The organism is Sphaerotilus montanus, assembly GCF_013410775.1.
In the GTDB taxonomy this organism is placed as follows: Bacteria; Pseudomonadota; Gammaproteobacteria; order Burkholderiales; family Burkholderiaceae_C; genus Sphaerotilus; species Sphaerotilus montanus.
Genome location: NZ_JACCFH010000001.1, coordinates 2,655,064 through 2,669,875, shown reverse-complemented (window position 1 = coordinate 2,669,875; position 14,812 = coordinate 2,655,064). Strand labels below are relative to the sequence as shown.

At 61.3% G+C, this 14,812-nt stretch carries 9 protein-coding genes, 2 tRNA genes and 3 rRNA genes; 1 reads left to right on the top strand and 13 read right to left on the bottom strand.

Annotation, left to right across the window (positions count from 1 at the left end):
* Nucleotides 1–18 precede the first annotated feature (18 nt).
* From hscA to uvrB, 8 genes are all read right to left on the bottom strand, one after another.
* Entirely contained in the window at nt 19–1,887 is a 1,869-nt protein-coding gene (gene hscA, locus BDD16_RS12130) for a Fe-S protein assembly chaperone HscA (RefSeq protein ID WP_179634187.1), read from the bottom strand.
* A gap of 23 nt (nt 1,888–1,910) precedes the next feature.
* Entirely contained in the window at nt 1,911–2,429 is a 519-nt protein-coding gene (hscB, locus tag BDD16_RS12125) for a Fe-S protein assembly co-chaperone HscB (protein WP_179634186.1), read from the bottom strand.
* Nucleotides 2,430–2,519: 90 nt separating this feature from the next.
* Nucleotides 2,520–2,843: an iron-sulfur cluster assembly protein IscA gene (gene iscA, locus BDD16_RS12120; protein WP_179634185.1), complete on the bottom strand. Its 324-nt coding sequence runs from the start codon at nt 2,841–2,843 to the stop codon at nt 2,520–2,522.
* Nucleotides 2,844–2,851: 8 nt separating this feature from the next.
* The gene (gene iscU, locus BDD16_RS12115; protein WP_179634184.1) at nt 2,852–3,256 is read right to left on the bottom strand and encodes a Fe-S cluster assembly scaffold IscU; all 405 of its coding nucleotides are present in this window, start codon (nt 3,254–3,256) and stop codon (nt 2,852–2,854) included.
* A gap of 74 nt (nt 3,257–3,330) precedes the next feature.
* Entirely contained in the window at nt 3,331–4,551 is a 1,221-nt protein-coding gene (locus tag BDD16_RS12110) for an IscS subfamily cysteine desulfurase (protein ID WP_179634183.1), read from the bottom strand.
* Nucleotides 4,552–4,614: 63 nt separating this feature from the next.
* The gene (locus tag BDD16_RS12105) at nt 4,615–5,148 is read right to left on the bottom strand and encodes a Fe-S cluster assembly transcription factor (RefSeq protein ID WP_179634182.1); all 534 of its coding nucleotides are present in this window, start codon (nt 5,146–5,148) and stop codon (nt 4,615–4,617) included.
* Between the two features lie 142 nt (nt 5,149–5,290).
* The gene (locus BDD16_RS12100) at nt 5,291–5,782 is read right to left on the bottom strand and encodes a low molecular weight protein-tyrosine-phosphatase (protein ID WP_246332531.1); all 492 of its coding nucleotides are present in this window, start codon (nt 5,780–5,782) and stop codon (nt 5,291–5,293) included.
* Nucleotides 5,779–7,896, bottom strand: coding sequence for an excinuclease ABC subunit UvrB (gene uvrB / locus BDD16_RS12095; protein WP_179634181.1), 2,118 nt, complete (start codon nt 7,894–7,896; stop codon nt 5,779–5,781). Before uvrB ends, BDD16_RS12100 begins: the two co-directional genes overlap by 4 nt.
* Before the next feature lie 94 nt (nt 7,897–7,990).
* On the opposite strand from uvrB, the gene BDD16_RS12090 reads away from it, so the two are divergent.
* Nucleotides 7,991–9,187 carry an amino acid aminotransferase gene (locus BDD16_RS12090; protein WP_179634180.1) on the top strand — a complete coding sequence of 399 codons (1,197 nt, stop codon included), beginning with the start codon at nt 7,991–7,993 and terminating at the stop codon, nt 9,185–9,187.
* A 146-nt stretch (nt 9,188–9,333) separates the two neighbouring features.
* Here BDD16_RS12090 and rrf read toward each other — a convergent pair.
* The 5 genes from rrf to BDD16_RS12065 all read right to left on the bottom strand — a co-directional run bounded on the left by rrf (nt 9,334) and on the right by BDD16_RS12065 (nt 14,643).
* Nucleotides 9,334–9,447: ribosomal RNA gene (gene rrf, locus BDD16_RS12085) — 5S ribosomal RNA — on the bottom strand.
* A 145-nt stretch (nt 9,448–9,592) separates the two neighbouring features.
* Nucleotides 9,593–12,473: ribosomal RNA gene (locus tag BDD16_RS12080) — 23S ribosomal RNA — on the bottom strand.
* Between the two features lie 357 nt (nt 12,474–12,830).
* Nucleotides 12,831–12,906, bottom strand: a tRNA-Ala gene (locus tag BDD16_RS12075).
* Nucleotides 12,907–12,920: 14 nt separating this feature from the next.
* Nucleotides 12,921–12,997, bottom strand: a tRNA-Ile gene (locus BDD16_RS12070).
* Between the two features lie 119 nt (nt 12,998–13,116).
* Nucleotides 13,117–14,643: ribosomal RNA gene (locus tag BDD16_RS12065) — 16S ribosomal RNA — on the bottom strand.
* Together the 16S, 23S and 5S rRNA genes with 2 tRNA genes alongside form the textbook arrangement of a ribosomal RNA operon.
* Nucleotides 14,644–14,812 lie beyond the last annotated feature (169 nt).

The following is a 14,812-nucleotide window of genomic DNA, read 5'->3' as shown; positions in this document are numbered from 1 at the left end:
GGGGGAACTTGCAGGTTCTCAAACGTCGTCGAGGCGGCGGCCGGTCAGGGCCTGCTGGATGCCGCGGTTCATGCGCACGGCCGCGAAGGTTTCGGTGCCGTCGCCGAGGGCCTTGGTGGCGGCGTCGATCGCGTGGGCGTCCTCGCCGCGCGCCGTTTCGGCCAGCGTGTGCATCAGGCGGTCGAGCGTGGCACGCTCGTCCTCGTCGAGCAGATCACCATCGGCCAGCAGCGCCGACCGGGTGGCCAGCGTCAGGCGCTCGGCCTCGACACGGGCTTCGGTCAGCGCGCGGCGGCGCATGTCGCCCTCCGCCTCGGTGAAACTTTCGCGCAGCATGTTGGCCACCTGGTCGTCGCTCAGGCCATAGCTCGGCTTGACGACGATGGAGGCTTCCACGCCACTGCCCTGCTCGCGGGCGCTGACGGACAGCAGGCCGTCGGCGTCCACCTGGAAGGTCACGCGGATGCGCGCTGCGCCGGCGGCCATCGGTGGAATGCCGCGCAGCTCGAAACGCGCCAGCGAGCGGCAGTCGCTGACCAGCTCGCGCTCGCCCTGCACGACGTGGATGGCCATCGCGGTCTGGCCGTCCTTGAAGGTGGTGAATTCCTGGGCCTTGGCGGTCGGCAGCGTCGAGTTGCGCTCGATCACGCGCTCGACCAGCCCGCCCATCGTCTCCAGCCCGAGCGACAGCGGCGTCACGTCGAGCAGCAGCATCTCGCCGTCCGCGGCGTTGCCGGCCAGCGCGTTGGCCTGGATCGCGGCGCCGAGGGCAACCACCTCATCCGGGTTCACGTTGATCAGCGGCTCGCGGCCACAGAACGCGGCGACCGCAGCGCGCACGACCGGCATCCGGGTCGAGCCACCGACCATCACCGTGCCTTGCACCTCGTCGGGCGTGACCTTGGCGTCGCGCAGCACGCGCTTCATCAGCATCAGGGTGCGGCGGGTCAGGTCGTCGGTGGCGGCCTCGAATTCGGCGCGGGTGACGGCCTGCGTCAGCGCGACGCCGTTGTGGAGCGTGGCCTGCACGGTCGTTGTATCGACGTTCGACAGGGCCTCCTTGGCAGCCCGGGCGGCAGTGAGCACGACGCGCTTGTCGTGCGCGTCCAGGGTGTCGAGCGTGGGCAGACCGGCGCGGGCCAGCAGCCATTGCGCCAGGTGCATGTCGTAGTCATCGCCGCCGAGCGCCGAGTCGCCACCCACCGCGACCACCTCGAACACGCCGCGCGACAGGCGCAGCAGCGAGATGTCGAAGGTGCCACCGCCCAGGTCGTAGACGGCGTAGAGGCCCTCGATCGCGTTGTCCAGCCCGTAGGCGATGGCGGCGGCGGTCGGCTCGTTCAGCAGGCGGAGCACGTTCAGGCCCGCGAGCTGTGCGGCATCCTTCGTGGCTTGCCGCTGCGCGTCGTCGAAATAGGCCGGCACGGTGATCACGGCACCGAACAGGTCGTCGCTGAAGGTGTCCTCGGCCCGGTAGCGCAGCGTCGCCAGGAGTTCGCCCGACACCTCGACCGGCGACTTCACACCCTCGCGGGTCTCGATCGCGACCATGCCAGGCTGGTCGATGAAGTGGTATGGCAGTCGCCCGCGGTCGGCGATGTCGGCCAGCGCCCGGCCCATGAAGCGCTTCACCGACACCAGCGTGTTGTGCGGATCGTCGGCCTGCGCAGCGAGTGCCTCGGCACCGATCTGGCGGCGCCCCTCGCCCAGGTAGCGCACGGCCGAAGGCAGGATGACGCAGCCCTGCGCATCCGGCAGGCACTCGGGCAGACCGTGGCGCACGGCAGCGATCAGCGAATGGGTCGTGCCCAGGTCGATGCCCACGGCGATGCGGCGGGTGTGCGGGTCGGGCGTCTGCCCGGGTTCGGAGATCTGGAGGAGGGCCATGGGGGACGGGAATGCGCGGGGCGCTATTGTCCCAGCGCGTCAAGGCGCCGGTCGACGTCGGCGGCGAAGCGCACGACAAACATGAGCGCCCGGACCTGCGCGGCCGCGGCCGGCCAGTCCTGGCGCTCGTCGATCAGGGTGGCCAGCTGCTGCTGCAGGCGGCGCTCGTGGGCGACCACGTCATCGGCCAGCGCTTCGACCGCGTCCAGCGTGCGGGCCTCGTCGAGCGCCTCGCGCCATTCCATCTGCTGCATCAGGAAGGCGCCTGGCATGGCGGTGTTGTTCTCTGCTCCGATCGGCGCACCGTGCAGCTCGCAGAGGTAGGCCGCGCGCTTGAGCGGATCCTTCAGGCGCTGGTAGGCCTCGTTGACCCGGATCGCCCACTGCATGGCCACGCGCTGGGCGGTGCCGCCCTCGCTGGCGAAACGGTCGGGGTGGACCTCGGTCTGCAGCGCTTTCCAGCGGGCATCGAGTGCCACGCGGTCCTGCGCAAACCGCATCGGCAGGCCGAAGAGGTCGAAGTCGTGGTCAGTGAGTTTCATGGTGAGGGCATGGCGCGCTAGTCCGACATGGCCTGCAGGCAGGCAAGATGGATGCCCGCGCCCTGCCCTTGCCGTCGTGGGGCGGGAGACTCAGACCCGGAAGGATTCCCCACAACCGCAACGGTCCTTCTCGCGCGGATTGTGGAATTTGAAACCTTCGTTCAGGCCTTCGCGCACGAAGTCGAGTTCGGTGCCTTCGAGGTAGGGCAGGCTTTTCGGGTCGATCAGCACCTTGACGCCGCGGTCCTCGAACACGACGTCCTCGGGCGCGATCTCGTCGGCGTATTCCAGCTTGTAGGCCAGGCCCGAGCAGCCCGTCGTCTTGACACCCAGGCGGACGCCCACACCCTTGCCCCGGCGGGCGATGTAGCGCGACACGTGGCGTGCCGCCGATTCGGAGAGCGTGACGGCCATGGCGGAACTCATTGGGCCGTGGCCGCGGCCGTGCCGTGGCGGGCCTTGTAGTCATCGACAGCGGCCTTGATCGCATCTTCGGCCAGGATCGAGCAATGGATCTTGACCGGCGGCAGCGCGAGTTCCTCGGCGATCTGGGTGTTCTTGATCGTCAGGGCCTCGTCGAGCGTGCGGCCCTTGACCCATTCCGTCACCAGCGACGACGACGCGATCGCCGAGCCGCAGCCGTAGGTCTTGAACTTGGCGTCCTCGATCAGCCCGGTGGCCGGGTTGACCTTGATCTGCAGCTTCATCACGTCACCGCAGGCCGGCGCGCCGACCATGCCGGTGCCCACATCCTCGTCACCCTTGTCGAAGCCGCCCACGTTGCGGGGATTTTCGTAATGGTCGATGACCTTGTCGCTGTATGCCATGGTGTGCTGCCTACTCTGCCTGCTCTGTCAAAACTGCCAAACCGTGAAACCTGGAACCCGGATCCGGGAAACGCTCAGTGCGCGGCCCACTGGATGGAACTGATGTCGATGCCGTCCTTGTACATGTCCCACAACGGGGACAACTCGCGCAGTTTGGCGACCCGGTCCTTCAGGGTGCTGACCGCGTAGTCGATCTCTTCGACCGTGGTGAAACGGCCGATGGTCATGCGCAGGGACGAATGCGCCAGCTCGTCGCTGCGGCCGAGTGCGCGCAGCACATAGCTGGGCTCCAGGCTGGCCGAGGTGCAGGCCGAGCCCGACGACACCGCCAGCCCCTTGACACCCATGATCAGCGACTCGCCCTCGACATAGTTGAACGAGATGTTGAGGTTGTGCGGCACGCGGTGCGTCAGGTCGCCGTTGACGAAGACCTGCTCGATGTCCGACAGGCCGTCCAGCAGGCGCTTGTGCAGCATCGCGATGCGGGCGTTCTCTTCGGCCATTTCCTGGCCGGCGATCTCGAACGCCAGCCCCATGCCGACGATCTGGTGCACCGGCAGCGAACCAGAACGCATGCCGCGCTCGTGGCCACCGCCGTGCATCTGCGCCTCGATGCGGATGCGCGGCTTGCGGCGCACGTACAGCGCGCCCATGCCCTTCGGTCCGTAGCTCTTGTGCGAGGCCAGGCTCATCAGATCAACCGGCAGTGCGCCCATGTCGATCTCGACCTTGCCGGTGGCCTGCGCGGCATCGACGTGGAAGATCACGCCGTGTTCGCGGCAGATCGCGCCGATCGCCGGGATGTCCTGGATCACGCCAATCTCGTTGTTCACGAACATCACCGAGGCGAGGATCGTGTCCGGGCGGATGGCGGCCTTGAACTTGTCCAGATCAAGCAGACCATCGGCCTCCACGTCGAGGTAGGTCGCCTCGAAGCCCTGGCGCTCCAGTTCGCGCACGGTGTCGAGCACGGCCTTGTGCTCGGTCTTCACCGTGATGATGTGCTTGCCGCGCGTCTTGTAGAACTGCGCAGCCCCCTTCAGGGCCAGGTTGTTGGACTCGGTCGCGCCCGAGGTCCAGACGATCTCACGCGGATCCGCCTTGATCAGACCGGCCACCTGCGCCCGCGCCTTCTCGACCGCCTCTTCCGCTTCCCAGCCCCAGGCGTGCGAGCGCGAAGCGGGATTGCCGAAGTGCTCGCGCAGCCAGGGAATCATCGCGTCCACCACGCGCGGATCGACCGGAGTCGTCGCGCCGTAGTCCATGTAGATCGGGAAGTGCGGGGTCATGTCCATGTTGAACCTGGTCGTTCTGCAGCGTCTGCTCGCATGAGCGGCGCACCGCAGAACCTGTGGTGATTACTTGGTGAGCGCCGAACCCAGCGCAAACACCGAATTGGGCGCCGTGATCTTGATCGGCTTGACCACGGGCTGGCTGGAGATGGCCCGCTTGACGGGGGCCTCCTCCACCGACACGCCGCGGTTGAGCTGATCGTCGACCAGGCTCTTCAGCGAGATCGAGTTCAGATACTCCAGCATCTTGGCGTTCAGGCTTGCCCACAGGTCGTGCGTCATGCAGCGCCCCGTGTCCTCGCCCATGCAGTTCTCGCCACCACCGCAGCCGGTGGCGTCGATGGCTTCGTCCACCGCGACGATGATGTCCGCCACGGTGATGTCCTCGGCCTTGCGGCCCAGCGAGTAGCCGCCACCCGGCCCACGGGTGCTCTCGACCAGCTCGTGCCGGCGCAGCTTGCCAAACAGCTGCTCCAGGTAGGACAGTGAAATCTGCTGGCGCGCGCTGATCGCTGCCAGGGCCACGGGGCCGCTGTGTTCGCGCAAGGCCAGATCAATCATCGCGGTGACCGCGAACCGACCTTTGGTTGTCAATCGCATGGCTTTAAGCTCCTGTAACTCGCGTTCGGCACCGCAACGGATGGCTGCGAACCGGGGCAGCAAGTCGGGTTGGACCCTCGCCCTCTTTCCCGAGTGATTTACTCGATTATAGCGAGGTGCGCCGCCGGTCACAGCTGTGGCGTCAGCGGGCACCCTGAGGCGAGTACAGGTATTCGAGCAGGCCGTCGCACGCAAGTTCCACCAGATCGAGAACATGTTCAAAGCCGGGTGCGCTGCCGTAGTACGGATCAGGGACGACGTCGCCCGCACCGGGCGGCGCAAACGACATCAGCAGGCGCACCTTGGCAAGTGCATCGGCCGGCGCATGAACGGCCAGATGGTCCAGGTGCGTCCGGTCCATGGGCACGATCAGGTCGAACCGGTGGAAATCGGCCAGCACGACCGGTCGCGAGCGCAACCCGGTCAGATCGTAGCCGCGCCGGGCCGCGTGCGCGATGCTCCGCGGGTCCGGTGCATGGGACAGCTCGTGCGAGGCCCGGGTGCCGGCCGAATCGACCACGATCCGCCCGTGCAGCCCCGCCTGCTGGACCCGGTGGCGCAGCACCGCCTCCGCAGTGGGCGAACGGCAGATGTTGGCGGTGCACACCATCAGCACCCGCTGGACGGCACTCATCGCGCCCCCTTGGGAAGCAGCACGGCGATCTGGTCGCCACCTGCGGCGCCAAACGCCTGCTCGCGCAGCAGCGCCAACTGGTCGCGCAGCCGGGCCGCCTTCTCGAATTCGAGGTTCTTGGCGTGGTCGAGCATCTGCTTTTCGAGCAGCTTGATGCGCCGCCCCAGGTCTTTCTCGGACAGCACTTCCACCTCCGCCGCGGCGTGCAACTGCGCGAGCTCCTGCAGATTGTCCTTGCCCGACTTCTCGCCGTAGACGCCGTCGATCAGCTCCTTGACATGCTTGCGGATGCTCTGCGGCACGATGCCGTGCGCGGCGTTGTGCGCGATCTGCTTGGTACGGCGGCGCTCGGTCTCGTCCATCGCCTTGCGCATCGACTCGGTGATGCGGTCGGCGTAGAGGATGGCGTGGCCATGGAGGTTGCGCGCCGCCCGGCCGATGGTCTGGATCAGGCTGCGCTCGGACCGCAGAAAACCTTCCTTGTCCGCATCAAGGATCGCCACCAGCGACACCTCGGGAATGTCCAGCCCCTCGCGCAGCAGGTTGATGCCCACCAGCACGTCGAACGTCCCCAGCCGCAGGTCGCGCAGGATCTCGACCCGCTCCACCGTGTCGATGTCCGAGTGCAGGTAGCGCACCTTCACGCCGTTTTCGCCCAGGTAGTCGGTGAGCTGCTCGGCCATGCGCTTGGTCAGCGTCGTGATCAGCACCCGCTCGCCGACCTCGACCCGCAGGCGGATCTCCTGCAACACGTCATCGACCTGCGTGGTGGCCGGCCGCACCTCGACCACCGGGTCCACCAGCCCGGTCGGCCGCACCAGTTGCTCGACCACCTGGCCGGCGTGGGTGTTCTCGTAGGCGGCAGGCGTAGCGGACACGAACACCGCCTGGCGCATCTTGGTCTCAAATTCCTCGAACTTCAGCGGCCGGTTGTCCAGCGCGCTCGGCAGGCGAAAGCCGTACTCGACCAGCGTGGACTTGCGCGCCCGGTCGCCGTTGTACATGCCGCCGAACTGGCCGATCAGCACATGGCTCTCGTCCAGGAACATCACCGCGTCCGGCGGCATGTAGTCCACCATCGTCGGCGGCGGGTCGCCTGGTTTGGCACCCGAGAGGTGGCGCGTGTAGTTCTCGATGCCCTTGCAGTGGCCGACCTCCTGCAGCATCTCCAGGTCGAACCGGGTGCGCTGCTCCAGCCGCTGCGCCTCGACCAGCTTGCCTTGCGAGACGTACTCGGCCAGGCGCTCGCGCAACTCGGTCTTGATGCCCTCCATCGCCTCCAGCACGCGCTCGCGCGGCGTCACGTAGTGGCTGGCTGGGTAGATGGTGAAGCGCGGCACCTTCTGGCGAATCCGGCCCGTGAGCGGGTCGAACAGCTGCAGCGTCTCCACCTCGTCGTCGAACAGCTCCAGCCGCACCGCCAGTTCCGAGTGCTCGGCAGGAAAGACGTCGATCGTGTCGCCCCGCACGCGGAAGGTGCCGCGGGTGAAATCAGTCTCGTTGCGCGTGTACTGCATGCGGATCAGTTGCGCGATCACGTCGCGCTGGCCGATCTTGTCGCCGACGCGCACGATGAAGCGCATCTGCGTGTAGTCCTCGGGCTTGCCGATGCCGTAGATGGCGCTGACCGAGGCGACGATGATGGTGTCGCGCCGCTCCAGCACGCTCTTGGTCGCGGACAGGCGCATCTGCTCGATGTGCTCGTTGATCGCGCTGTCCTTCTCGATGAACAGGTCGCGCTGCGGGACGTAGGCTTCCGGCTGGTAGTAGTCGTAGTAGCTGACGAAGTACTCGACCGCGTTCTTCGGAAAGAACTCGCGGAACTCGGCGTAGAGCTGCGCCGCCAGCGTCTTGTTCGGCGCGAAGACGATCGCCGGGCGGCCGAGGCGGGCGATGACGTTGGCCATCGTGAAGGTCTTGCCCGAGCCGGTGACGCCGAGCAGGGTCTGGAAGGTCAGACCGTCCTGGATCCCTTCGACCAGCTGGTCAATGGCCGCAGGCTGGTCACCCGCGGGCGGATACGGCTGAAAAAGCTGGAATGGCGAATCCGGAAAGGACACAAAACGCCCCTCGGTCGCTGGCTGGTCCGTCTCGATCTTGTCAATGTGGCTCATGCGGCTCCCGACCCGCCGTTAAAATCGGCGCAACCGCCCAGCCTACCTGAAGGTAGCGGCTCTTTCCACAACACGTCCCGCCGGACCCCCTGTCATGTCCCTCTTCTCTGCTGTCGAAATGGCCCCGCGCGACCCGATCCTGGGTCTGAACGAACAGTTTGGTGCCGACACCAACCCCGCCAAGGTCAACCTGGGCGTAGGCGTCTACTACGACGACAACGGCAAGCTGCCCCTGCTGAAGTGTGTCATCGAAGCCGAACGCCAGATGTTCGAAGCCCCGAAGGCCCGCGGCTACCTGCCCATCGACGGCATCGCCGCCTATGACAAGGCCGTGCAAGGTCTCGTGTTCGGTGCAGACAGCGCCGTGGTCACGGGCGGCCGCGTCGCCACCGTGCAAGCCATCGGCGGAACGGGCGGCCTGAAGATCGGCGCCGACTTCCTGAAGAAGGTCAACCCGAACGCAACGGTCCTGATCTCGGACCCGAGCTGGGAAAACCACCGCGCGCTGTTCACCAACGCCGGCTTCACGGTCGGCACCTACCCGTACTACGACGCCGAGAACAAGGGCATCAATTTCGCCGGCATGATCGACGCCCTGCGCGCGGCAGACGCCGGCACGGTGCTGGTGCTGCACGCCTGCTGCCACAACCCGACTGGCTACGACATCACCGATGCCCAGTGGGACGAAGTGGTCGCGGTCATCAAGGAACGCAATCTGGTCGCGTTCCTGGACATGGCCTACCAAGGTTTTGGCGAAGGCATCGCTGAAGACGGCGCCGTGATCCAGAAGTTCGTCGCCGCGGGTCTGGACTTCTTCGTCTCGACCTCGTTCTCGAAGAGCTTCTCGCTGTATGGCGAGCGTGTCGGCGGCCTGTCGGTGGTCTGCGCAAGCAAGGAAGAATGCGCGCGCGTGCTGTCGCAACTGAAGATCACGATCCGCACGAACTACTCCAACCCGCCGACGCACGGCGCACAAGTCGTCGCCACGGTGCTCAACACCCCGGCGCTGCGCGCCATGTGGGAAGAAGAACTGGCCGGCATGCGTGTGCGAATCAAGCAGATGCGCGTGCTGCTGGTCGACAAGCTGACCGCCGCTGGCGTGAAGGGCGATCTGAGCTTCATCACGCGCCAGAAGGGCATGTTCAGCTACTCCGGGCTGAACAAGGACCAGATGGTTCGCCTGCGCGGCGAGTTTGGCGTGTATGGCGTGGACTCGGGCCGCATCTGCGTGGCCGCGCTGAACACCAAGAACATCGACTATGTCGCTGATGCGATCGTCAAGGTGATGTGATCCGAGATCATCACGGATCGAAGAGCGCCCTGCGGGGCGCTTTTTTCATGGGTGGAACCGATTGCACAACGTTGTTGAAGGAATCTGTTCCCCCCAAAGCAAAAACCCCTCTGACCGTTGAGATCAGAGGGGGTTGCAGTGTAGAAGCCTGACGATGACCTACTTTCACACGCGCGGTGCGCACTATCATCGGCGCTAAGTCGTTTCACGGTCCTGTTCGGGATGGGAAGGGGTGGTTCCAACTTGCTATGGTCGTCAGGCATAAAGGGTCTGCTCAGGGGTCAGGCTGAGCAGGAATTCGCAGAGTCGAATCTGGTATTGATTGCGTTGTACAAGCTGGTTGTACGCACAGACTTGTCAAGTACGGTTCACTGAATACTGCTTTGACTTTGATGTCAAAGTTATAGGGTCAAGCCTCACGAGCAATTAGTACTGGTTAGCTTAACGCATTACTGCGCTTCCACACCCAGCCTATCAACGTCCTGGTCTTGAACGACTCTTCAGGGGGCTCAAGGCCCCGGCAAGACTCATCTTGAGACGAGTTTCCCGCTTAGATGCTTTCAGCGGTTATCTCTTCCGCACATAGCTACCCGGCGATGCCACTGGCGTGACAACCGGTACACCAGAGGTGCGTCCACTCCGGTCCTCTCGTACTAGGAGCAGGCTCTCTCAATCTTGCAGCGCCCACGGAAGATAGGGACCAAACTGTCTCACGACGTTTTAAACCCAGCTCACGTACCTCTTTAAATGGCGAACAGCCATACCCTTGGGACCGGCTACAGCCCCAGGATGAGATGAGCCGACATCGAGGTGCCAAACACCGCCGTCGATATGAACTCTTGGGCGGTATCAGCCTGTTATCCCCAGAGTACCTTTTATCCGTTGAGCGATGGCCCTTCCATACAGAACCACCGGATCACTTTGTCCTACTTTCGTACCTGCTCGACTTGTCAGTCTCGCAGTCAAGCACGCTTATGCCAATGCACTATCAACACGATTTCCGACCGTATTTAGCGTACCTTCGAACTCCTCCGTTACACTTTGGGAGGAGACCGCCCCAGTCAAACTGCCCACCATACACTGTCCCCAACCCGGATAACGGGCCAAGGTTAGAACCTCAAACACACCAGGGTGGTATTTCAACGTTGGCTCCATGAGAACTAGCGTCCTCACTTCAAAGCCTCCCACCTATCCTACACAGATCTGTTCAAAGTCCAATGTAAAGCTACAGTAAAGGTTCATGGGGTCTTTCCGTCTTTCCGCGGGGAGATTGCATCATCACAAACATTTCAACTTCGCTGAGTCTCTGGAGGAGACAGTGTGGCCATCATTACGCCATTCGTGCAGGTCGGAACTTACCCGACAAGGAATTTCGCTACCTTAGGACCGTTATAGTTACGGCCGCCGTTTACTGGGACTTCAGTCAAGAGCTTGCACCCCATCATTTAATCTTCCAGCACCGGGCAGGCGTCACACCCTATACGTCGACTTTCGTCTTTGCAGAGTGCTGTGTTTTTATTAAACAGTTGCAGCCACCGATTCTCTGCGACCTTTATCAGCTCCCCAAGTAAATGGTTCACCTACCAAAGGCACACCTTCTTCCGAAGTTACGGTGTCAATTTGCCGAGTTCCTTCTCCAGAGTTCTCTCAAGCGCCTTAGAATACTCATCTCGCGCACCAGTGTCGGTTTGCGGTACGGTCGTTACAAGCTGAAGCTTAGTGGCTTTTCCTGGAAGCAGGGTATCACTCACTTCGTCTGCAAGCAGACTCGTTATCACGCCTCATCTAAGCCCCCCGGATTTGCCTAAGGGGCATGACTACACGCTTGAACCGGGACATCCAACACCCGGCTGAGCTAACCTTCTCCGTCCCCACATCGCACTTGTAATCGGTACAGGAATATTCACCTGTTTCCCATCAGCTACGCATCTCTGCCTCGCCTTAGGGGCCGACTCACCCTACGCCGATGAACGTTGCGTAGGAAACCTTGCGCTTACGGCGAGGGGGCTTTTCACCCCCTTTAACGCTACTCATGTCAGCATTCGCACTTCTGATACCTCCAGCATCCTTCACAAGACACCTTCACAGGCTTACAGAACGCTCTCCTACCACGCACAGTAAACTGTGCATCCGCAGCTTCGGTAACTGGCTTGAGCCCCGTTACATCTTCCGCGCAGGACGACTCGATCAGTGAGCTATTACGCTTTCTTTAAATGATGGCTGCTTCTAAGCCAACATCCTGACTGTTTTAGCCTTCCCACTTCGTTTCCCACTTAGCCAATTTTGGGGACCTTAGCTGGCGGTCTGGGTTGTTTCCCTCTTGAGTCCGGACGTTAGCACCCGGTGCTCTGTCTCCCAAGCTGTACTCATCGGTATTCGGAGTTTGCAATGGTTTGGTAAGTCGCCATGACCCCCTAGCCATAACAGTGCTCTACCCCCGATGGTAATACTTGAGGCACTACCTAAATAGTTTTCGGAGAGAACCAGCTATTTCCAAGTTTGTTTAGCCTTTCACCCCTATCCACAGCTCATCCGCTAGTTTTGCAACACTAGTCGGTTCGGACCTCCAGTGCGTGTTACCGCACCTTCATCCTGGCCATGGATAGATCACTTGGTTTCGGGTCTACACCCAGCGACTGATTCGCCCTATTCGGACTCGGTTTCCCTGCGCCTACCCTAATCGGTTAAGCTCGCCACTGAATGTAAGTCGCTGACCCATTATACAAAAGGTACGCAGTCACCCGTTTCCAGGCTCCTACTTTTTGTATGCATGCGGTTTCAGGATCTATTTCACTCCCCTCCCGGGGTTCTTTTCGCCTTTCCCTCACGGTACTTGTTCACTATCGGTCGATTACGAGTATTTAGCCTTGGAGGATGGTCCCCCCATATTCAGACAGGATTACACGTGTCCCGCCCTACTTGTCGTACGCTCAGTTCCACAGCCAACTTTTCTCATACGGGGCTATCACCCGCTATGGCCGGACTTTCCATTCCGTTCTGATAAGTCGACTGCTAAAACGCACAGGCTCTTCCGATTTCGCTCGCCACTACTCTCGGAATCTCGGTTGATGTCTTTTCCTCCAGCTACTGAGATGTTTCAGTTCGCCGGGTTCGCCTTGCATGCCTATGTATTCAGCATGCAATACCCTTGCGGGTGGGTTTCCCCATTCGGATATCTCCGGATCAAAGCTAATTTGCCAGCTCCCCGAAGCTTTTCGCAGGCTATCACGTCCTTCATCGCCTGTAATCGCCAAGGCATCCACCACATGCACTTAGTCACTTGACCCTATAACTTTGACATCGGTGACAAACCGACATCGTCAAGGACTTTCACCGACACCCAGCGACTAAGCTGGTGCCGATATTTGAGTATTCACGTTCGCCGTACTTTCCAACTCGCTTTTTTGCCTGGCTGCGGATCGCTCCACAACCAGTCTTTTCACGGTTGAAGTCTGTTGACGCAATCAATGCGTTACTGATGGCACGGTGCTCACACGCCACCCCGAAGGATGCATGCTCGCTTTCCATCAGCAACGCTGATTCGACTCTACGAATTTTTAAAGAACAACAGCCTTTTCTCAAAGGCAGACCTGAACGCTTGACGACAAGCGCTCAGGTCTGCTCTAGAGGAACTACAGAAGAATGGTGGAGGATGACGGGATCGAACCGACGACCCCCTGCTTGCAAAGCAGGTGCTCTCCCAGCTGAGCTAATCCCCCTTCTTGATGACCGGTGGTGGGTCTGGTTGGATTCGAACCAACGACCCCCGCCTTATCAAGACGGTGCTCTAACCGACTGAGCTACAGACCCCAATCTTCTGCATCTGTCGTAACAACCGATAAGTGTGGGCGCAAGAATTCGAGCACCAGTTTGGACTTGGCTGACCAGGATGATCCTAGGACCTTCCAGGTTGCTTCGTCATTTTCCAGAAAGGAGGTGATCCAGCCGCACCTTCCGATACGGCTACCTTGTTACGACTTCACCCCAGTCACGAACCCCGCCGTGGTAATCGCCCTCCTTGCGGTTAGGCTAACTACTTCTGGCGAGACCCGCTCCCATGGTGTGACGGGCGGTGTGTACAAGACCCGGGAACGTATTCACCGCGGCAAGCTGATCCGCGATTACTAGCGATTCCGACTTCACGCAGTCGAGTTGCAGACTGCGATCCGGACTACGACCGGTTTTCTGGGATTGGCTCCCCCTCGCGGGTTGGCAGCCCTCTGTACCGGCCATTGTATGACGTGTGTAGCCCTACCCATAAGGGCCATGAGGACCTGACGTCATCCCCACCTTCCTCCGGTTTGTCACCGGCAGTCTCATTAGAGTGCCCTTTCGTAGCAACTAATGACAAGGGTTGCGCTCGTTGCGGGACTTAACCCAACATCTCACGACACGAGCTGACGACGGCCATGCAGCACCTGTGTTCTGATTCTCTTTCGAGCACTCCCACATCTCTGCAGGATTTCAGACATGTCAAGGGTAGGTAAGGTTTTTCGCGTTGCATCGAATTAAACCACATCATCCACCGCTTGTGCGGGTCCCCGTCAATTCCTTTGAGTTTCAACCTTGCGGCCGTACTCCCCAGGCGGTCAACTTCACGCGTTAGCTTCGTTACTGAGAAGAAACCCTCCCAACAACCAGTTGACATCGTTTAGGGCGTGGACTACCAGGGTATCTAATCCTGTTTGCTCCCCACGCTTTCGTGCATGAGCGTCAGTACAGGTCCAGGGGATTGCCTTCGCCATCGGTGTTCCTCCGCATATCTACGCATTTCACTGCTACACGCGGAATTCCATCCCCCTCTACCGTACTCTAGCTCTACAGTCACAAATGCAGTTCCCAGGTTGAGCCCGGGGATTTCACATCTGTCTTATAGAACCGCCTGCGCACGCTTTACGCCCAGTAATTCCGATTAACGCTTGCACCCTACGTATTACCGCGGCTGCTGGCACGTAGTTAGCCGGTGCTTATTCTTCAGGTACCGTCATCACCCCAGGGTATTAGCCCGGAGTATTTCTTCCCTGACAAAAGCGGTTTACAACCCGAAGGCCTTCTTCCCGCACGCGGTATGGCTGGATCAGGCTTTCGCCCATTGTCCAAAATTCCCCACTGCTGCCTCCCGTAGGAGTCTGGGCCGTGTCTCAGTCCCAGTGTGGCTGGTCGTCCTCTCAGACCAGCTACAGATCGCAGGCTTGGTGGGCCTTTACCCCACCAACTACCTAATCTGCCATCGGCCGCTCCAATCGCGCGAGGCTCTTGCGAGTCCCCCGCTTTCACCCTCGGGTCGTATGCGGTATTAGCGTAGCTTTCGCTACGTTATCCCCCACGACTGGGCACGTTCCGATGTATTACTCACCCGTTCGCCACTCTCGAGGATTGCTCCTCTACCGTTCGACTTGCATGTGTAAGGCATACCGCCAGCGTTCAATCTGAGCCAGGATCAAACTCTTCAGTTCGATCTTGTGTTCTCAAGGAATTGAAGTGAACTTCACTTCAAATTTTCCATGAGCGTTTAAGGTCCAAGAGACCGGTCTTGCGACCAGGCACTCGCCTTCAAACGCCCACGCTTATCGGCTGTTAATTTTTAAAGAACAATCCGGTTACCCGGTGCACTGGACTACCGAA